This window comes from Allorhizobium undicola ORS 992 = ATCC 700741 (assembly GCF_000621665.1).
Taxonomy (GTDB): domain Bacteria; phylum Pseudomonadota; class Alphaproteobacteria; order Rhizobiales; family Rhizobiaceae; genus Allorhizobium; species Allorhizobium undicola.
On record NZ_KK211327.1, the window covers coordinates 60,527 to 80,032 of the forward strand.

Consider the following 19,506-nt stretch of genomic DNA (forward strand, 5'->3'; position numbering starts at 1 on the left):
GAAGGTCAAGGGCCGCGAGCAGGTTTTTTACAGCGCCGTGCGTTTTATCAAACGCACGAAGGACGCTGTAACACTTTAAATCTGCTGCATAATTTTCACCTTAAATCGATTCCGATTTAAGGAATTATGCAGTGAGCCGCCGTCGTGCTGCACGGGCATGTGTGGGAGCGTCGATCCAATTGAAAAAATCGACGCTCGCGCATTCTAGCGGACCGGCGCGTTGACCTGACGGAAGAGCTTGCCGTTTTCGGCGATCAGCACGAAGAACAGGCCAATGATGCCGAGGAAGAAATAGCCGCAGATCAATGGTGTTGCCGTGCCGTCGAAGGCCTGACCGATCCCTGCGCCAATCAGCGAGCCGCCAACCGTTCCCATGAAGCCCAGAACGGAAGAGGCCGTGCCTGCGACATGGCCGAGCGGCTCCATGGCCAGCGCATTGAAATTGGAGCCAATCCAGCCAAACTGGAACATGGACAGGCTGAAGAAGCCGAGGAACAACAGGAAGGGCATGGGCTGTTCCAGCGAAATTTGCACCAGCAGCCAGACGCCGGTGGTGAAAATGAAGCCAATGAGCGAGCCATGCGAAAGGCGGCGAATGCCCACTTGCGTTACCAATTTGGCATTGACGAAGGCCGAAACCGACATGAGCAACGCCACGGCGGCAAAGGCCACGGGAAACCATGCGCCGAGCCCGTAAATGCCCATATAGATTTGCTGGGCCGAATTGATGAAGCCGAACAGTGAGCCGAAGATAAAGGCGCTGGACAGCGTGTAGCACAGCGCCAGCCGGTTGGTGAGGACGATCTTGAAACCGCCGAAAATCACCGAAGGCGTCAGAAGGCGGATGTTTTTCGCATCCAGCGTTTCCGGCAGGCGAAAATACATCCAGCCACTTACGAGAATGCCGCCAATGCCGATGAAATGGAAGATCAGGTGCCACTCACCCAGAAACATGATGGCCTGCCCCGTGCCCGGCGCGATGATGGGGATGACCATGAACACCATCATGATGAGCGATGAGACCTCGGCCATCTGCCGTCCGCCATAAACATCGCGCACGATGGAAATGGTGATGACCCGCGTTGCGGCAGAGCCTGCGCCTTGCAGGAAGCGCAGTGCAAGAAGCATGGTGAAGGATGAGGTGACGGTAATGCAAAAGGCGCCGATCACATAAACGACGAGGCCGAGCAGCATGGGAATGCGCCTGCCGAACCTGTCGGAAATCGGGCCGTAGAAAAGCTGGGCTATGCCGAAACCGAGAAGATAGGCCGTGACGATAAGCTGCCGGTGATTTTCATTGCTGACATTCAGCGCTTCGCCGATCTGTTGCAACGCTGGCAGCATGATGTCGATGGCAAGCGCGTTCAGCGCCATCAGCGAGGCGCACAGGGCGACGAATTCTGCCTTGCCCATGCCTTTCAGAATGGGCGGCGTCGTGGCGGGGGAAATAGACATTGAAAGATCCAGAACAACAAAAAGCGCCGCAACGCGACGCTTTCTAGGGGAGGGTTGCCCCCAAGTCTTAACGGGTTACAACCGTGATGTCGCCCAAAAAATCAGGCAGCGCCTCTGGTAGTAATCCCTTTTTCTTCCAGGTGGCTCTGGAGTTCGCCTGCCTGGAACATCTCGCGCACGATGTCGCAGCCGCCGACGAATTCGCCCTTGACATAGAGCTGCGGAATGGTCGGCCAGTTGGAGTAATCCTTGATGCCCTGGCGAATTTCCTGATCAGCCAGAACGTTGATACCCTTGTAATCGACGCCGACATAATCGAGAATTTGAACGACCTGACCGGAAAAACCGCATTGCGGAAATTGCGGCGTGCCTTTCATGAACAGCACAACGTCGTTGGTCTTGATTTCGTTGTCGATGAATTCCTGTACACCGCTCATGGTTTTTTTCCTTTCACATGCGGGTCAAGGCCGCTGCTTTACGCCTTATATAGGCGATGTCTGGTATTTCGCAAAGATCGGGCCGTCCGGCGCAGCCGGAAATATGCATTGACCGCCCTTCACCTCGCCATTGACGCTTTCAGCCGCGATTGCGGGTAATGCGCCGTGCCTGCCTTGCGGATTTGCTGCGGTTGCTGGCGCGCGTCACCACCACCTTTTTTTCAGCCGCTTGATCGGCCTTGGCTGCGGGCAGGCGGCGCGCCTGCTTGTGGCGGCGCCGTTCGGCGAATTCGGCCCGGATCGACTGCACGAGATCACGGATGAATTTGGAAAGCGGGTTGCTCATACGGCAAGGTCCATCATGCTTCGGGAACGGATGTTTGCAGGGCGAGCGCATGGAGCACCCCGCCCATATTGCCCTTCAGGGCCTCGTAGACCATCTGGTGCTGTTGCACGCGGGTCTTGCCACGAAAGGCCTCGGCCACCACTTCGGCGGCGTAATGGTCGCCATCGCCTGCCAGATCGCGGATGACCACCTTGGCGCCGGGAATGCCGGCCTTGATCATGTCTTCAATATCGCCTGGGTTCATGGCCATGATTGTGCTTCCTCTCCTGTCATTCCGCGGCGGCGCGGTTTTCGGCCGTGCCATCCATGAATTCAGGGAACCATGATTCATGCGCCTTGCGCAATTCGTCAACCGCAATGGTGCAGACGCCTTCGATGGCAAGCTCCGAGCCCGTGACCTTGCCAAGACGGCGGAACGGAACGCCAGCACCTTCGGCATTGGCGCAAACGAAGTTTGCCAGATCGGCAGGAACGGCCACGACATAGCGCGCCTGATCTTCACCGAAAAGCAAGGCGTGGCTGGGGCCACGGCTTTCCGAAAGGTTGACCGCCATACCTCGGGACGAGGCCATGGCCATTTCCGCCAGCGCCAAGGCAAGGCCACCGGATGAAATGTCGTGGCAAGCCGTAACCTGGCCGTTGCGAATGGCAGAGCGTACGAAGTCGCCATTGCGGCGTTCGGCGTGCAGGTCAACCTCTGGCGCCGGGCCATCGGTGCGGCCCAGAACGTCACGCAGATAGACGGAGCTGCCCAGATGCGTGCCGTCGGTGCCAATCAGCAGCAGGTGATCGCCTTCCTGAGCGGAACCGATCTTTGCCATGCGCTTCCAGTCCGGCAGCAGGCCCACACCGGCAATGGTGGGCGTGGGCAGAATGGCAACGCCATTTGTTTCGTTGTAGAGCGAGACATTGCCTGAAACGATCGGGAAATCCAGCGCCCGGCAGGCTTCGCCAATGCCCTTGATGGCTTCCACGAACTGGCCCATGATTTCCGGCTTTTCGGGGTTGCCGAAGTTCAGGTTGTCGGTTGCCGCCAGGGGTTCGGCGCCGGTGGCGGTGATGTTGCGCCAGCATTCGGCCACTGCCTGCTTGCCGCCTTCGAAGGGGTCGGCCTCGACATAGCGCGGCGTAACGTCGGAGGAGAAGGCAAGCGCCTTCGAGGGATGGTTTTCCACACGGATCACGCCCGCGTCGCCGCCCGGCAGTTGCAGGGAATTGCCCTGGATCAGCGTGTCATATTGTTCATAAACCCAGCGGCGGCTGGACTGGTTCGGAGAACCGACCAGCGTGAGAACCGCGGCCCGGTAATCGGCCGGTTCTTCCACCAGATTGGCAGGCAGCGGCGCGCGCTTATCGGACTGGCGCCAGGGGCGGTCGTATTCCGGGGCTTCGTCGCCCAGCTCCTTGATGGGCAGATTTGCAACTTCCACGCCCTGATGGATGATGCGGAAGCGCAAATCATCGGTGGTCTTGCCGACAATGGCGAAATCCAGACCCCATTTGACGAAAATGGCCTTGGCTTCCGCTTCCTTTTCCGGCTTCAGCACCATGAGCATACGCTCCTGGCTTTCCGAAAGCATCATTTCATAGGCGGTCATGCGCTCTTCGCGCACCGGCACCTTGTCGAGATCAAGCTCGATGCCGAGATCCCCCTTGGCGCCCATTTCAACGGCAGAACAGGTGAGTCCCGCAGCGCCCATATCCTGAATGGCGATGACGGCACCCGTTGCCATCAGCTCAAGGCAGGCTTCCAGCAGGCATTTTTCGGTGAAGGGATCGCCGACCTGCACGGTGGGACGCTTTTCCTCGATGGATTCGTCAAATTCGGCCGAGGCCATGGTTGCGCCGCCCACGCCGTCGCGGCCGGTCTTGGCGCCGAGATAGACGACGGGAAGGCCAACGCCTTCTGCCTTGGAGTAGAAGATGGCATCCGCACGGGCAAGTCCTGCCGCAAAGGCGTTCACGAGGATGTTGCCGTTATAGCGTGGGTCGAATTCCACCTCGCCGCCCACGGTGGGTACGCCGAAGGAATTGCCGTAACCGCCGACACCTGCCACGACGCCCGCGACCAGATGCTTCGTCTTGGGGTGATCCGGCGCGCCGAAGCGCAGGGCGTTCATGGCCGCGACAGGGCGTGCGCCCATGGTGAAAACGTCGCGCAGGATGCCGCCAACGCCGGTTGCCGCTCCCTGATAGGGCTCGATATAGGAGGGGTGGTTATGGCTCTCCATCTTGAAGACCACGCAATCGCCATCGTCGATGTCCACGACACCGGCATTTTCGCCCGGACCCTGAATGACGCGCGGCCCCTTGGTGGGAAGGGTGCGCAGCCACTTTTTCGAGGATTTGTAGGAGCAATGCTCGTTCCACATGGCCGAGAAGATACCGAGTTCGGTGAAGGTCGGCTCACGCCCGATCAGGTGCAGGATCCGGTCATATTCTTCCGGCTTCAGGCCGTGGGAGGCAACCAGTTCCGGGGTGATCGGGATGGAGTTCGCAATCGTCATGGCTCTCTCTAACAATATCCGGCGTGGAAATTTGCCGCCCTTTTATAGCAGCGCAAGGCTTTGTGCGACTGGAAAATGCGGCTTTTTCATGCTGTGGATGAAGGTGGTGGAAAACAGGGCTGGGGATAGGCGTTTTCTTTCCACATTTTCGCCCTGCCTTGCGTTAGACTTGCGGCTGATTTGCGGCGGCCCGTTCTTGTCTGGCCGCATGAGGAAAGCCGTTTATCTCCTTTGTTTCCTTGTAAAAAGGTGTTTTTGTGATCGATCCCTACGCCATGCTCGGACTGGAGCGAGACGCCGATGAAGCCGCCATCAAGGCGGCCTACCGCGGCAAGGCGAAAAATGCGCATCCGGATGCGGGTGGCGATCCCGAGGATTTCGGCAGGCTCACCACCTCTTATGAATTGCTGAAGGATCCGGTGCGCCGCAAGGTCTATGACGATACCGGCTATGATCCGCAACTGGCCGACGTTGCCGACCTCAAGGGGCTGATGGTTCTGGAAACGCTTATCAACGACATGATTCTGGATGAGCGGGAGCCGGGCAGCTTCGATCCCGTCGCCGGTTTGCGGCGCAAGTTGACCGACGATATTCTCAAGGCGCGCTTTCACATTCTGGAGCTTGAGCGGCATCGCACCCGTATTCGCAAACATATGGACAGGATCGGCCGTCGCCCGGAAACCGATGTTCTCGGCTCCATGCTCCGGGCGCGTGTCCAGTCCATTGCCGAGGCGATCAAGACCGCCGAAACGCAGATCGAGGCGATAGAGCGGGCCTATTCCATGCTTGAAGGCTATTCCTACGAACTGGAGCCGCCTGCCATCACCATCGCTGAGCCGGTGCCCGATCTTCCCAAGGCGGCAGAATAGGCAAGACGGCAGGCGCGAAGATGCCGGGGCGCGTCTGCGCACGCGATCCCGCCTGTATTTGCGTTTTTGCAAGACCTGCGTCGCGAAGCGTTCCCGGTCTGCCGCAAATGCCCATGCCCAACCCTTGCCATAATGGTAGGGTTCATCGCACGCGGAAAATATTTTCCTGACCATGGAACGGAATGTCTCTGCCGGCATTTGGCGGCGATGATGTGGAGTGTCTTGCAGCTCGGGCTGCGGCGCGACCGATACGGAGATGGGACTTTATGGCTCGCTACGATCTTAACCGGCTTCTGGAGATTGATGACGATACGCCGGGAGGAAGGCTTGCAGCGGCGCGCGATGCGGCGGGCATTGACCTTGCCACGCTTTCGCTGCTTGCCGGTGTGCCGATGCAGTGCCTGAAGGCATGGGAAGCAGATCGATGCGAGGCCGACCCCTCCGGTCTCGACCATGTTGCCGGGGTTCTGGGCGTTACCGGCGAATGGCTGGCAACGGGCGTTGGAAGCGAACCGGATCAATGCGGTGACGCTTCCACCTTGACCGTGATGCGGCGCGAATTGCAGCGGCTTGTGAACATGTATGAGGAAACCGGCGCCATGATAGAAACCCTTCACCAGCGCATCCGCGACATGGAGCAGCGCAGCGGCAACCGCCGCTGACGCTCAGGCTTCGTTTGCCGTGGCGCCGAAGACGCTTTCAAACGCCTGCCGCAACTGAATATCCACATCGGTCATCATGACGGGAAGGCCAAGATCGGCAAGGCTGGTGACGCCATAGGCGGAGATGCCACAGGGCACGATGCCGCCATAATGGCCAAGATCCGGCTCCACGTTCAAGGACAGGCCGTGAAAGCTCACCCAGCGGCGCAGGCGAATGCCGAGTGCGGCGATCTTGTCTTCGCTGACCGAACCATCCGGCAGGGGCGGTTTTTCCGGGCGGCGTACCCATACGCCCACCCGATCTTCCCGGCGCTCGCCCCGCACATTCATGCTGTCCAGCGTGCGGATAACCACCTCTTCCAGCGCGGCCACATACGCGCGCACGTCCTGCCGGCGGCGCTTGAGGTCCAGCATGACATAGGCAATGCGCTGGCCCGGTCCGTGATAGGTATATTCGCCGCCCCGCCCGGTCGCAAAAACGGGAAAACGCTGCTTGTCTACCAGATCTTTCGGATCGGCGCTGGTTCCGGCGGTGTAAAGGGGCGGATGTTCCAACAGCCATACCAGCTCGTCAGCCTCGCCAGCGGCAATGGCGGCAACCTCGGCCTCCATGGCGGCCAATGCCACAGGATAGGCAACCGGCTCATCGGAAATGCGCCAGCGAACCGGAGGGGAGCCCGGTGTTGCAAACATCTCAACCTGAAGATCGGTGCGGAGCATGGCGCTCATCCTTTCCAGCGGCGAGGGCGAAGGGGCTGTGGAATCGATTCCCGATGCTCTTGCCGTTTTTCGCGAATTTTTTCCGGTAAGTGGCAGGAATGACCTCTGAATTCAAGGGAGGCGAAAAAACCTCTGAATATTTTTAAAAGCGCATATAGCCGGATTTGCGGGCTTTCCGGTCGTTCATCCACAGGCTGGCTTCGCCTGTTTCGAAGTTTTCATAAAAATGTTGCACACGACACTTGTGCAGCCCAAATCCATTTGCTAGATGCCTCCTCGCCGACGCAAGTTGGCGCAAAACACTACCACGATGCGGTCGTGGCGGAATTGGTAGACGCGCAGCGTTGAGGTCGCTGTGGGGCAACCCGTGGAAGTTCGAGTCTTCTCGACCGCACCAAAAAAACCCGGCCATCGGCCGGGTTTTTTGTTTTTCTTCAATGATCTGGCGGTGAAGGCGCCCGGCGCCTTACGCTATTCCTCGTCTGGCTGATGTGTGTCTACGCCCAGCGTCTCGATGTGGTTGATGACGTGGCGCACGCCGGGAACGGTGAGGGCTATGCGTCCGGCAAGGTGGCGCTCCTCATTGGTGTCCACAGAGCCGGTCAGCGTCATGATATGGCCTTCGGCGTGCATTTCCACATTGTTGAACTCGGCTTCGTGTTGCAGGTCGAGTCGGTCGCGCAACTGGCTTTCCATTTCGTCGGCATTTTCGCGTCCCTGTGTTTCAGGCAGAAGTCCGTCGGTGAGGGGTTCCTGTGCGCCGGCTGCATTTGTGCTATCGATACTGAAGCCGCCATTGGTGTCGCGGTCGAAATTGCCGGGCGTATCGCCATAGGCGCGATTTTCCGCCGGTTGCGAGGATGCGCCGGGGGTGTCGGAATAGGGCCATCCGTCGCGCAGGTCGCGCTCCTGACGGTCACGAAATTCTTCTTCGCCGGAAAGTTCCTGATTGCTGCGGGGGTGGGCCATGCTGCATCTCCCTGTCGGATCAAACCACTGCTGCCACAACGTGCGGGCAGGGGTTTGGTTCAACGGGACTGTCAGGCGCTCTTGCGCCACTTCTTCAGGAGGCGTTCCCGCTTCAGCCGGGACAGGCGTTGCACCCAGAAAATGCCGTCAAGCTGATCGATCTCGTGCTGGATGCAGATTGCCGCGAAACCCTTCAGCTCCTCCTCGCGCAAGGTTCCATCCAGGGTCTGATAGCGAATCGTGACGGAAGACGGGCGCACAACCTTTTCGACCATTCCGGGCATGGAAACGCTTCCTTCCTCGTGCTCCATCGTTTCGGCGGAGGAGCAAAGGATCACCGGATTGACGAAATCGCGCCTGCCGCCAAATTCCGCAAGCTCAATGATTGTCAGACGGCGCAGGTCGCCCACATGCGCGGCTGTGATGCCAATGCCGGGGGCGGCTTTCATTGCCGCGTAAAGCTCGTCCGCAAAGGTTTTCAGCTCTTCGTCGAACAGCGTCACCGGCGCGCAGGCGCTGGCAAGGGCCGGATGAGGGTAGGTGAGGATGGAAAGACGCATCAATCCACGCCAGCGGCGTCCTTGAGGCGGTGGGCATCGGGCACCACGACGTGGCGATTGTTCTCGATGACAATGACGCCTTCCTTGCGGAGCTTGGTCATCTGGCGGCTGACGGTTTCGATGGTCAGGCCGAGAAAATCGGCGATGTCGGCGCGCGATAGCGGCAGATCGAAGGCTTTGCTGAATTTCTCCAGCGGATTGATGTGGGTGGCGATGAGATAAAGGAAGCTTGCGACCTTTTCCTGGGCTGTCTTGCGGCCAAGGGTCAGCATCCAGTCGCGGGCTTCGTCCAGTTCCTTGAGCGATTGCGTGTGCAGCTTATGCTCGAAATCCGGGGCCTCGGCCACAATGCGGTCGATCACGGCGCGGGGAAAGGCGCAGATTTCCGCGTCGGTTGCCGCTTCCGCCGTCAGGCTGCTTTCCTTGTAGAAGGGCCGCCCCATGAAATCGGGGGCGAATTGCAGGCCGACAATCTGCTGGCGGCCATCGGCCATCATCTTCGACAGTTTCACAACGCCATTGAGGATGTTGCTATAGGCGGCGATCTGTTCGCCCTGGCCGATCACCTCGTCACCGGCGCAAACCTTGCGGCGCGTCGAGTGGCGGTTGAGTTCGATCAATTGCAAGACGGAAAGCGTGGAGCATACTCCACCGTGCCGTGCTTCGCAGCCCTTGCACACCTGAGGTGCCTCAGCTTCCAGATTGATGCGTTTGCTATGCATATCCAAGTGTCCGCCACCCCGAACGCAGGTTTGTAACCGCTGGTTCACGCCCGGCCGCACCCTACACGCGGAAAGGCCATTCTTGCTTCGATGCCCGTCAAGATACCTCACTGTCCTTACCATAACTTGATCGAAGTCAAAGTCAGGAAGTGAAATCGGGCCTAGGACATTAGACCAATAGAGACCGCCCGAAAGCCGTTATCCCGAGGATAAATCCCCATGAACATCCAGCCCCTTCTGGAAAAATATTCCGCGCCGGTTCCTCGCTATACCAGCTATCCTACCGCGCCGCATTTTCACAGCGGCATTGACTGCGGCAAATATGCGCGGTGGCTTTCCATGCTGGGCAAGGGCGATCGTCTGTCTCTCTATCTCCATATACCTTATTGCGACAGGCTGTGCTGGTTTTGCGCCTGCCACACCAAACATACGTTGCGATACGATCCTATTGCAACTTATCTTTTGGCAATTCACCGGGAAATTGAAACGATCGGCAGTCTGGTCAGCCGAGAGAGCCGCGTTACGGCGGTGCATTTCGGCGGCGGCTCGCCCACCATGCTCAAGCCGGAGGATATGGAGGCGCTGATGGCCAAGCTGCGCTCCTCCTTCACCTTTGCCGATGATGTGGAAATCAGCGTGGAGATGGACCCAAACGACCTTGACGAGGCGCGCTATGACGGGTTGGCCGCCATTGGCATGACACGGGCAAGCCTTGGCATTCAGGATTTCGATCCGAAGGTGCAGCAGTCCATCAATCGCATCCAGACCTTCGAGCAGACCCGCGCCGTGGTGGAGGCCATGCGGGCACGGGGTGTGCGCTCGGTCAATTGCGATCTGCTCTATGGCCTTCCGCACCAGACGCTCGAAACGTTGGAAAACACCGTACGTCAGGTTCTGTCGCTCGATCCGGACCGGCTGGCGCTGTTCGGCTATGCCCATGTGCCGTGGATGAAAAAACACCAGACGATGATCGATGAGGCAACACTTCCCGATCTTTCCGGGCGCTTTCAGCAGATGCAACATGCCGCTTCACTGCTGACGCAGGCCGGTTACGAACCCATCGGCATCGATCATTTTGCCAGGCCGCAGGACAGCATGGCAAAGGCTGCCGCAAATGGCACGCTGCGGCGCAATTTCCAGGGCTATACGGTGGATGCGGCCGAGGCGCTGATCGGCTTCGGTGCATCGTCGATCGGGCAATTGCCGCAAGGCTATGTGCAGAACACCGCTGCCACCGGCGAATATCAGCGCATGGTGGAAGAGGGCGGTCTGGCCGTGCAGCGCGGCATTGCGCTCAGCGAGGAGGATCGGGCGCGCGCCAGCATGATCGAATCCATCATGTGCCGATTTTCCGTTTCCTTTGCCGCGCTGCGAAAGGCTTTTCCGGCCGTGGCCGGAACATTGATTGGCGAGGCGAGAGATTTTGCGGCTGGAAATCCGGATCGTCTCTGTTTTATCGCCGATGATGCGCTTGTTCTGACCGAGGCTGGCAAGCCCTTCGCGCGGGTGGTGGCGGCTGTGTTCGATTCTTATCTTGCCACCGGCAAGGCCCGTCATTCCATCGCCGTTTGAGAAAAGGCAGGCGTTTTTGTTCCATTCGCCGAAAACAGGCCATTGGCTTTTGTGCGAGTTTTGCCTATGTGGGACGCTGAATTGGAATTTGTGAAGGACTATCCCCGTGACTGCAACATTTGACAAGGTCGCCGACATCATTGCTGAAACCAGCGAGATCGACCGCGAAACCATCACTCCCGATAGCCATACCATTGACGATCTCGGCATCGACAGCCTTGACTTCCTGGACATCGTTTTCGCGATCGACAAGGAATTCGGCATCAAGATCCCGCTGGAGCAGTGGACGCAGGAAGTGAACGAAGGCAAGGTTTCCACCGAGGAATATTTCGTCCTCAAGAACCTTTGCGCCAAGATCGACGAATTGCGCGCCGCCAAGGCCTGATTGAACAACGGTCAGCCGAGGGCCTGCCATGCTGCTGGAATATTTCCAGATGATCGACGAGGTGGTGAGCCTCGACCAGCCACGCGCCAACATCGTGGCCCGTTCGGTGGTGCCGGAAAAAAGTCCGGTCTTCGAAGGACATTTTCCGGGAATGCCGCTGGTGCCGGGTGTTCTTTTGATCGAGACCATGGCGCAGGCTTCCGGTTTGCTGGTGCTTGCCGCAACCGATTTCGTCGCCATGCCCTTCCTCATGTCGGTAGATGGCGCGAAAATGCGCGCCTTCGTGGAGCCGAATGCCGTGCTCGACATTGAGGCGCATCTGGAGCATGAAGGGTCCGGCTTTGCCGTCACGAAGGCGAAGATCACCTCCGGCGGCAAGAAAGTGGCCGACTGCCAGTTGAAGCTGCGCACAATGGCTTTTTCCGAAGTGCCGCTTGGCGACATCGTTCGCGCCCGCGCGGCGGAGATCGGCCTGATGAAGGCCATCGCTGCGGCTGGATAAAGCAGGACTCCGGCCCTGCCGCCGGAAGAAAGACAGTCATTGATCGGTGCGCCGGCAGTACGGTTTGCCAGAAAGTGACTTTTTCATGATTTCGTCATCAAGGCCGCCGCTTTTGCGTGCGGCCTTATTGCATATGGAAAAGCTTCGGAGTAGGGCACTGCCATCCTCTCCCGGAGTGCAGTTGCGCCGCCATACCGGCGATCCTGGCCGGGTTGGCCATTGATAAAGGAATGGACATGCAGAAGACGCTGAGCGATGTGGTGATCACCGGTATTGGCATCGTCACGTGCCACGGCACCGGCAAGGAGCCGCATCTTTCTCTCCTGACGGCTGATAAAAGCGGCGTGCCGCCGGTCGATGCCGAGCGGTTCAAGCCCTATCCCATTCATCCCATGCCGGAAATCGACTGGTCGCAGCAGATTGCCAAGCGCGGCGACCAGCGGCAGATGGAAAACTGGCAGAGACTGGGCGTTTATGCCGCCGGCCTGGCACTGGACGATGCCGGATTGAAGGACAAGGCGGAAGCCTGTGCCAGCATGGACATGATCGTTGCGGCAGGCGGTGGCGAGCGCGATGTCAATGTCGATACCATCATCGTTTCCGAAGGGTTGAAGAGCAATGACCGCGAACGGCTGGTCAATGCCAAGCTGACCACCGAACTGCGTCCCACGCTGTTTCTGGCCCAGCTTTCCAATCTCATGGCGGGCAATATTTCCATTGTTCACAAGGTTACAGGTTCCTCGCGCACCTTCATGGGCGAAGAGGCGGCTGGTATCTCGGCCATCGAAACGGCTTTTGCCCGCATTCGCGCCGGTCAATCGACCCATTCGCTGGTGGGTGGCGCCTTCGTGGCCGACCGCGATGACATTTTCCTGCTGGTGGAGGGCGCCCAGGCCCATGCGCAGAATGAGTGGCAGCCTTTGTGGCAGCGGGAAAATGGCGCTGGTGGCGGCGTAATTTTCGGTACGATCGGCGCGTTTCTGGTGCTGGAATCCCGCGCCAATGCCGAGGCTCGCGGCGCGCATGTCTATGCGACGATCAATGCCATCGAAGGCGATCGCGGCGCCCGCGCGGAAGGTGCGTTGGAACACCGTCTGGAGCGTCTTTCCCGTGCCATGGGCGATGGTGCCGAAGACGTGCTGATTCTTTCCGGCGCCAGCGGTCTCAAGGATATAACCGCGCGTGAAAAGCAGGTGCTGCAAAAGGCGTTTCCCAAGGGGGCGCTTCGCGGCTACGGTGGCATGACCGGCCACGGGCTTGAGGCGCAATTTCCGCTGGGGCTGGCGCTTGCCGCGCTGGCGCTGGATGCAAAGGCTGTGGTGCCGGCCTTCGATGCCGGTGCAGAAAGCCCGATGAACAAGCCCGCCTCGCAGGCCATCGTCACCACCGTCGGCTATGGCCGGGCGGAAGGCATGGCGCGGCTTTCGGCTGAGGCGTGAGGAGAGACTTATCATGACACAATCACGTTTCAAGGATCATCTCGGGCGTCCCATCGTTGCCGTGACCGGCATGGGGGTCATCACCTCGCTGGGGCAGGGGCTCGAGGATAACTGGGCCAAGCTGACAGGCGGCATTTCCGGCATTCACGCCATCACCCGTTTTCCGACGGATGGCTTGAACACCCGCATCAGCGGCACGGTGGATTTCATCGAGGTTCCCGCCAACAATGCCGTGGAGCGCTCCTATGCCATGGCGCGGGAAACCACCATCGAGGCGCTGGCGCAAGCAGGGCTGAACGGCGATTTTGCCGGGCCGCTGTTTTTGGCCGCCCCGCCGGTGGAGCCCGAATGGGAAGACCGCTTCCGTCTGGCCGAGCGTGTGGGGGATGGAGACTACGAACACGCCTATAAACGTCTGCTCGCCTCGGTGCGGGGCAAGGCCGATCCGGTTTTCAACGAGGCTGTGCAGTTCGGCTCGATTTCGGAGCGTCTGGCCGACCGCTTCGGCACGCGAGGGCTGCCGGTCACGCTTTCCACGGCCTGCGCTTCGGGGGCAACGGCCATCCAGCTTGGCGTGGAGGCCATTCGCCAGGGCCGCACGGATCGTGCCCTGACGGTTGCGACCGACGGTTCGGTGGGTGCTGAAGCGCTGATCCGCTTCGCCTTGCTGTCAGCGCTTTCCACGCAGAACGACCCGCCGGAAAAGGCCTCCAAGCCGTTCAGCAAGGACCGGGACGGCTTCGTGATTGCCGAAGGGGCGGCAACGCTCGTGCTCGAATCGCTGGAATCGGCCATTGCACGGGGCGCCAGGGTGCTGGGCATCATGAAGGGCTGCGGCGAAAAGGCCGATCACTTCCACCGCACCCGCTCGTCTCCGGATGGCGGACCGGCCATTGCCACCATTCGCGCCGCGCTGGAGGATGCCGGTCTTTCCGAACAGGAAATCGGCTATATCAACGCGCATGGCACCTCGACGCCGGAAAACGACAAGATGGAATATGGCGCGATGCTGTCGGTGTTCGGCGAGCGGTTGAAGGACCAGATTCCCGTTTCCTCCAACAAGTCGATGATCGGCCATACCCTGACGGCAGCGGGCGCGGTGGAGGCGGTTTTCTCCATTCAGACGATGCTGACCGGCACATTGCCGCCCACCATCAATTACACCAATCCCGATCCGCTTATCGTGCTGGATGTGGTGCCGAACGTGAAGCGAGAGGCGCAGGTTTCCGCCGTGCTGTCCAGCAGCTTCGGCTTTGGCGGCCAGAACGCCAGCCTCGTGATGACGCTGGCCTGAGTGGAAGAACAAGAAGGATAAGACCCGATGCGCGCATTGCAGCTTCTGGAAGACCGCAAGCTTGAAATCACCAATATCCCCGAACCGGATGCTCCCGGTCCCGGTGAGGTCACGCTGCGCGTGAAGGCGGTGGCGCTGAACCATATCGATGTCTGGGGCTGGCGCGGCATGGCCTTTGCCAAGCGCAAGCTGCCGCTGACCATTGGCGCGGAAGCCTCCGGCGTGGTCGAGGCAATCGGGCCGGGCGTGTCCAACGTTCTTCCCGGTCAACTGGTATCCATCTACGGGGCGCGCACTTGTGGCCTTTGCAAGCCCTGCCGCGAAGGGCGCGACAATCTGTGCGAGCATGTCGGCGGCGTGCATGGTTTCCATCTCGATGGCTTCGCGCAGGAAAAAATGAACATTTCCGCCCGCCAGCTTGTTCCTGCCCCGCATGGTGTTGACGAAATCGGTGCGGCGCTGGCGCCCGTCACCTTCGGCACGGTCGAGCATATGCTGTTCGACAATGCGCGGCTGGAGCCCGGTGAAACCATTCTCGTCCATGCCGGCGGTTCCGGGATTGGCACGGCCGCCATTCAGCTTGCGAAAAAAACCGGCTGCACGGTCATCACCACGGTAGGCTCGGACGACAAGATCGAGCCCGCCAAGGCTCTCGGCGCAGACCACGTCATCAATTATCGTACCGACCGCTTCGAAGGCGTTGTGCGCAAGATCACCCGCAAGAAGGGTGTGGATGTCGTGTTCGAGCATGTCGGCAAGGATACCTGGGCGGGTTCCATGTTCTCGCTCAAGCGTGGCGGACGCCTCGTGACCTGCGGCTCAACCTCCGGCGTTTCGACGGAAATCAACCTGATGATGCTGTTCCAGCAGCAGTTGAAACTGCTTGGCTCCTTCGGCTGCCGCATGGAAAACATGGCCAATGCCATGCAGAAAATGGCGCGCGGTGTCGTGCATCCGGTGATCGATACGCTGGTGACGCTGGACGACATCGAGCGGGCGCTGCACCGGATGGAGGGCCGTCAGGTCTTTGGTAAAATCGTGTTGAAGATGGATTGAGCCGGTGCTTCGCCGGGTGATAACCAAGCTTGTGCTGGCCATGCGGAATTTTCCGCAATGGCTGGTCGCGCAATTGCTGTTTGTGATTCTCAAGCTGTTGAAACTGCTGCCTGCCGATGCCGCCATTGAATTTGCGGATCGGCTGGTGCGCTTTGTCGGGCCGCGGCTCAAGCGCCACCGGCTGATGCTCACCAACCTTCGCAATGCTTTTCCTGAAAAAAGCGAAGCGGAAATCGCCGGGATCGCGTTGAAGGCCTGGGGGCATATGGGCCGCCAGATGGCGGAATATGTTTTTCTGGACGAACTCTTCGATTTCGATCCGAACCAACCCGGTAGCGGCCGGGTGGAAGTGTCGGGCATTCCGATCTTCATGGATCTTCTGGAAAACAGACGGCCTTTCATTGTTTTTACCGGTCATACCGGCAATTTCGAAATGCTGCCGGTGGCAGGGGCTGCCTTTGGCCTGTACGTCACGGTTCTGTTTCGTCCGCCGAACAATCCCTACATCGCCGATATGGTCTTCAATTTCCGGCGCGCGCGCATGGGTAAGCTGGTGCCTTCCCATGCCGGATCCTCCTTTCATCTGGCGCGTCAACTGGAGGCGGAGCAGGGTGTTGGCGTCCTCGTGGACCAGAAATTCAAGAAGGGGCAGGCCACGACGTTTTTCGGGCGGGATGTGCGCACCAACCCGCTTCTGGCCAAGCTTGTGCGGCAGTTCGAATGCGATGTTTATCCGGCGCGCTGCATTCGCCTGCCCGGCAATCGCTACAGGCTGGAAATAGAGCCTAAAATAAGCCTGCCGGTGGATGGCAAGGGCCGCGTGGATGTGAACGCCACCGCCCAGATGCTGAACGACAAGGTGGAAAGCTGGGTGCGGGAATATCCCGAACAATGGCTTTGGTACCACGACCGTTGGGGCATCAAGAACATGCTGGATTGAGTGATTTCAAAAAAAAAACCATCCCTGCTTGAGGCCGATAAGAGCAGGCACGCTTCACGAGAAAAGCGGCCCCAACCTCTCCCGCTCTAACTATTTGTTTTTACGCATTTTCAAACGGAAAACCGGCTTCCACTTTTCCTGAAGATGCTCTAGGCTGCGTTGGAGGTTTGCTCCGGCGCTTGCTCTTCAATTCCGAGCTGATTGCAGACCTCGATGAAGGCGTTGTTGACGGCTTCGAATTTGGCGGCCTGCCAGTGGAAATAGTCTGCGACGAAATCGCGGGAGAGCCAGAGATTTCCGCGTCTGCGGGCCTGTTCCCAGCCTAGAAGGCCTTCGGATTCGGCCTTTTTGAACATGCGCTTCAGATTGGTGGAGGAGACGAGATAGCTGTCTCCCAGGCGCGTGAGGCTTACCGGCCCCAGCAGGTAGCGCGCATCCGCATTGGCATGATCCGGCATCCGGCTGATGAGGTCGTGCAGGATAAGGCCGCCCATGTCCGAGCCGAGAAAATGATTTATGGTCTCGCGCGGGACGCGCCATTCCTCGTCCGCCAGCAATGCGCGGGCAATGATCGGCTGGCTTTCGAAAAAGATCCGGTCGTCCGCCTTGGCAAGGGCCAGTCTGTTTCCGCCATCGAGAAGGTCCAGACACTCCAGATGGCCGTGAAACCAGGTGCGCATCGCCTTGAGGCTGGTATCGGTCAATATGAGAACCCGCACGCGGCGGTCGGTGACACCTTCGGCATCCTGTAGGAATTTATAGGCCAAAAGCTCTGACAGAAAGGCCGCCGCAGTATTGCGGCTCGCGGCGCCCACCTGCATGACGATTTCAATAAAGCGCGTTGCGGTCAGGCCAGATAGAGGATCGCCACTATCGCGCTGGAGAGCAAGAGCGAAGAGCGCGTGGGTCATCAGACCTTTGCGATGGGAGGCCTTGAGACGCGATAGACGCGGCGTAACCCCATGAACACTGGAGAGATAGGGCCAGATACGCCTTTCTACCTCAGGAAAAAGAGCGTGAGCCGCGATCATGTCGCGAGAAAGCCTTTCGGCTCTGTAAAGCTGTAATGCCGATTCGATCATTATTGCGAGCACCCCAAGGAAATCGTGGAGGAGGGATTTCAGAGGTTGTATAAAATCTTGCGCTTTCCCCTGCCGATTAGAATTTATTACAATAGATTTTGAGGGAAATCTAATGGTATCTCCAAGCCTCAGCCGCCTTTGGGGCGCAATCGACAACTTTACTTGGGTCATCAATATTTAAGGTAAATGCAATATTTATCCTTTCCCTCAGACCGCTTTGCATGACGGGTGGTTCGTGGCGGCGGGGGAGTGCATAAATGCCCGTTGCGGTTCAGGCCGCTTGAGGATAAACCGGCAGCATGATCGAGAACGCTTCCAGACGTGACCGGCTGCGTATCGCCGTGGCCCAGCTGAACCCCACCGTCGGCGATGTTGCCGGTAATCTTGCCAGCGCCCGCGCCGCCCGCGCCAGGGCCGCCGCGCAGGGGGCCGAGCTTCTATTGCTGACGGAACTGTTTCTCTCCGGCTATCCGCCGGAGGATCTGGTGCTGAAGCCGGCCTTTCTTCAGCACTGCCTGCGAGCCGTGGAGGAGCTGGCCGCCGAGACCGCCGATGGTGGTCCCGGTGTGATCATCGGTTTTCCGCGACAGGGAGAGAAGGGGCGCCATAACAGCGTGGCCATTCTCGATGGCGGCAGGATCCTTGCCCTCCGCGACAAGATCGACCTGCCGAATTATGGCGAGTTCGACGAAAAGCGTGTTTTTGTCGAAGGTGAGATGCCAGGGCCGGTGAATTTCAGAGGCGTCAGAATCGGCGTGCCGATCTGCGAGGAAATCTGGAATGATCTCGGTGTATGCGAGACGCTGGCCGAAAGCGGCGCGGAAATCCTGCTGGTGCCGAATGGCTCCCCCTATTATCGCGGCAAGCTCGAAGTGCGCCATCAGGTCGTTCTGCGGCAGGTGATCGAAAGCGGCCTGCCGCTTCTCTTCGCCAACCAGCTTGGCGGGCAGGATGAGCTGGTTTTCGACGGCGCAAGCTTCGCCATCAATGCCGACAAGAGCCTCGCGCTCCAGATGCCGCAGTTCGAGCAGTCTCTGACGATGACAGACTGGGTGCGCCTTGCGGATGGCTGGCGCTGCGAGCCCGGCGAAATTTCGACCATTCCCGAAGGCGAAGAGGCGGATTACCGCGCCTGTATGCTGGGCTTCCGGGATTATGTGAACAAGAATGGCTTCAAAAGCGTGGTTCTCGGGCTATCGGGCGGCATCGATTCGGCGCTTTGCGCGGCCATGGCGGTGGATGCGCTTGGGGCTGATCGAGTTCGCACCATCATGCTTCCCTATCGCTATACTTCGGAAGAATCCTTTGCCGATGCCGCCGCTTGCGCCAAGGCTTTGGGCTGCCATTACGACATCGTGCCGATTGCCGAGCCGGTGGAAGGGTTTCTCGCCTCCCTTGGCGAGATGTTCGAGGGAACGGAAAGCGGGATTACCGAAGAAAATCTGCAAAGCCGTACCCGCGGCACGATCCTCATGGCGGTTTCCAATAAATTCGGCTCCATGGTGGTGACGACCGGCAATAAATCGGAAATGTCGGTGGGCTATGCCACGCTTTATGGCGATATGAACGGCGGCTTCAATCCCATCAAGGATCTCTACAAGATGCAGGTCTATGCCCTTTCGGCATGGCGCAACGCCCATGTCCCCGAAGGGGCCATGGGGCCTGCGGGCGAGGTTATTCCGGCCAATATCATCACCAAGGCGCCGTCGGCGGAACTGCGTCCGAATCAAACGGATCAGGACTCGCTGCCACCTTATCCCGTGCTGGACGATATTCTCGAATGCCTCGTCGAGAAGGAAATGTCGGTGGGCGACATTCTTGGTCGGGGGCATGATCTGGCAACGGTGCATCGGGTCGAGCATCTTCTTTACCTTGCGGAATACAAGCGCAGGCAGTCCGCTCCCGGCGTAAAGATTACCCGCAAGAATTTCGGCCGGGACAGACGCTATCCGATCACCAACCGCTTCCGGGATCGCTGAGCTTAAGCTC

General features: G+C 59.2%; 20 protein-coding genes and 1 tRNA gene. 11 read left to right on the forward strand and 10 right to left on the reverse strand.

Going from position 1 to position 19,506, the window contains the following annotated elements:
- Nucleotides 1-204: 204 nt before the first annotated feature.
- The 5 genes from T424_RS0119055 to purL all read right to left on the reverse strand — a co-directional run bounded on the left by T424_RS0119055 (nt 205) and on the right by purL (nt 4,745).
- On the reverse strand, nt 205-1,413 hold the full coding sequence (locus tag T424_RS0119055) for a multidrug effflux MFS transporter (protein WP_027489122.1): 1,209 nt from the start codon (nt 1,411-1,413) through the stop codon (nt 205-207).
- A gap of 143 nt (nt 1,414-1,556) precedes the next feature.
- Nucleotides 1,557-1,892, reverse strand: coding sequence for a Grx4 family monothiol glutaredoxin (grxD, locus tag T424_RS0119060; protein ID WP_027489123.1), 336 nt, complete (start codon nt 1,890-1,892; stop codon nt 1,557-1,559).
- A 139-nt stretch (nt 1,893-2,031) separates the two neighbouring features.
- A complete protein-coding gene (locus T424_RS0119065) occupies nt 2,032-2,238 on the reverse strand; it encodes a hypothetical protein (protein ID WP_027489124.1) in 207 nt (68 codons plus the stop codon).
- A gap of 13 nt (nt 2,239-2,251) precedes the next feature.
- Complete coding sequence (locus T424_RS0119070) at nt 2,252-2,488, reverse strand: BolA/IbaG family iron-sulfur metabolism protein (RefSeq protein ID WP_027489125.1); 237 nt, start codon at nt 2,486-2,488, stop codon at nt 2,252-2,254.
- Between the two features lie 19 nt (nt 2,489-2,507).
- Nucleotides 2,508-4,745 (reverse strand): phosphoribosylformylglycinamidine synthase subunit PurL, encoded by a 2,238-nt coding sequence (purL, locus tag T424_RS0119075; protein WP_027489126.1) that lies wholly within the window; start codon nt 4,743-4,745, stop codon nt 2,508-2,510.
- Nucleotides 4,746-5,020: 275 nt separating this feature from the next.
- Between purL and T424_RS0119085 the strand changes: the two genes are divergently transcribed.
- Together T424_RS0119085 and T424_RS21585 are read left to right on the forward strand one after the other, a co-directional pair.
- Entirely contained in the window at nt 5,021-5,614 is a 594-nt protein-coding gene (locus T424_RS0119085) for a DnaJ domain-containing protein (RefSeq protein ID WP_154664998.1), read from the forward strand.
- A gap of 266 nt (nt 5,615-5,880) precedes the next feature.
- Entirely contained in the window at nt 5,881-6,276 is a 396-nt protein-coding gene (locus T424_RS21585; RefSeq protein WP_051559277.1) for a helix-turn-helix domain-containing protein, read from the forward strand.
- 3 nt (nt 6,277-6,279) lie between these two features.
- On the opposite strand, the gene lipB is transcribed toward T424_RS21585, so the two are convergent.
- On the reverse strand, nt 6,280-6,996 hold the full coding sequence (gene lipB, locus T424_RS0119095; protein ID WP_027489128.1) for a lipoyl(octanoyl) transferase LipB: 717 nt from the start codon (nt 6,994-6,996) through the stop codon (nt 6,280-6,282).
- Nucleotides 6,997-7,308: 312 nt separating this feature from the next.
- On the opposite strand from lipB, the gene T424_RS0119110 reads away from it, so the two are divergent.
- Nucleotides 7,309-7,393 (forward strand) — tRNA-Leu (locus tag T424_RS0119110).
- Nucleotides 7,394-7,467: 74 nt separating this feature from the next.
- Here T424_RS0119110 and T424_RS0119115 read toward each other — a convergent pair.
- The 3 genes from T424_RS0119115 to T424_RS0119125 form a co-directional block, all read right to left on the reverse strand.
- Nucleotides 7,468-7,965, reverse strand: a complete 498-nt coding sequence (locus T424_RS0119115) for a BON domain-containing protein (RefSeq protein WP_027489129.1) — start codon at nt 7,963-7,965, stop codon at nt 7,468-7,470.
- Between the two features lie 71 nt (nt 7,966-8,036).
- Nucleotides 8,037-8,525 (reverse strand): peptide deformylase, encoded by a 489-nt coding sequence (locus T424_RS0119120; protein WP_027489130.1) that lies wholly within the window; start codon nt 8,523-8,525, stop codon nt 8,037-8,039.
- Nucleotides 8,525-9,247, reverse strand: coding sequence for a Crp/Fnr family transcriptional regulator (locus T424_RS0119125; protein ID WP_154664993.1), 723 nt, complete (start codon nt 9,245-9,247; stop codon nt 8,525-8,527). Before T424_RS0119125 ends, T424_RS0119120 begins: the two co-directional genes overlap by 1 nt.
- Nucleotides 9,248-9,466: 219 nt before the next feature.
- Here T424_RS0119125 and hemN point away from each other — a divergent pair, with 219 nt between their 5' ends.
- The 7 genes from hemN to T424_RS0119160 all read left to right on the forward strand — a co-directional run bounded on the left by hemN (nt 9,467) and on the right by T424_RS0119160 (nt 16,435).
- Nucleotides 9,467-10,819 (forward strand): oxygen-independent coproporphyrinogen III oxidase, encoded by a 1,353-nt coding sequence (gene hemN / locus T424_RS0119130; protein WP_027489132.1) that lies wholly within the window; start codon nt 9,467-9,469, stop codon nt 10,817-10,819.
- A 106-nt stretch (nt 10,820-10,925) separates the two neighbouring features.
- Complete coding sequence (locus T424_RS0119135; protein WP_027489133.1) at nt 10,926-11,204, forward strand: acyl carrier protein; 279 nt, start codon at nt 10,926-10,928, stop codon at nt 11,202-11,204.
- A gap of 28 nt (nt 11,205-11,232) precedes the next feature.
- The gene (locus T424_RS0119140; protein ID WP_027489134.1) at nt 11,233-11,706 is read left to right on the forward strand and encodes a 3-hydroxyacyl-ACP dehydratase FabZ family protein; all 474 of its coding nucleotides are present in this window, start codon (nt 11,233-11,235) and stop codon (nt 11,704-11,706) included.
- Between the two features lie 236 nt (nt 11,707-11,942).
- Nucleotides 11,943-13,145 carry a beta-ketoacyl-ACP synthase gene (locus T424_RS0119145; protein WP_027489135.1) on the forward strand — a complete coding sequence of 401 codons (1,203 nt, stop codon included), beginning with the start codon at nt 11,943-11,945 and terminating at the stop codon, nt 13,143-13,145.
- Between the two features lie 13 nt (nt 13,146-13,158).
- Nucleotides 13,159-14,439: a beta-ketoacyl-ACP synthase gene (locus T424_RS0119150; protein ID WP_027489136.1), complete on the forward strand. Its 1,281-nt coding sequence runs from the start codon at nt 13,159-13,161 to the stop codon at nt 14,437-14,439.
- Between the two features lie 27 nt (nt 14,440-14,466).
- Nucleotides 14,467-15,495, forward strand: a complete 1,029-nt coding sequence (locus T424_RS0119155) for a zinc-binding dehydrogenase (protein WP_027489137.1) — start codon at nt 14,467-14,469, stop codon at nt 15,493-15,495.
- 16 nt (nt 15,496-15,511) lie between these two features.
- Nucleotides 15,512-16,435 carry a lipid A biosynthesis lauroyl acyltransferase gene (locus T424_RS0119160; protein ID WP_407921408.1) on the forward strand — a complete coding sequence of 308 codons (924 nt, stop codon included), beginning with the start codon at nt 15,512-15,514 and terminating at the stop codon, nt 16,433-16,435.
- A gap of 149 nt (nt 16,436-16,584) precedes the next feature.
- Here the strand turns inward: T424_RS0119160 and T424_RS0119165 are convergent, their stop codons facing one another.
- On the reverse strand, nt 16,585-17,517 hold the full coding sequence (locus T424_RS0119165) for a hypothetical protein (RefSeq protein WP_051559280.1): 933 nt from the start codon (nt 17,515-17,517) through the stop codon (nt 16,585-16,587).
- Between the two features lie 299 nt (nt 17,518-17,816).
- Here T424_RS0119165 and T424_RS0119170 point away from each other — a divergent pair, with 299 nt between their 5' ends.
- Entirely contained in the window at nt 17,817-19,496 is a 1,680-nt protein-coding gene (locus T424_RS0119170; RefSeq protein ID WP_027489140.1) for an NAD+ synthase, read from the forward strand.
- Nucleotides 19,497-19,506: the final 10 nt, after the last annotated feature.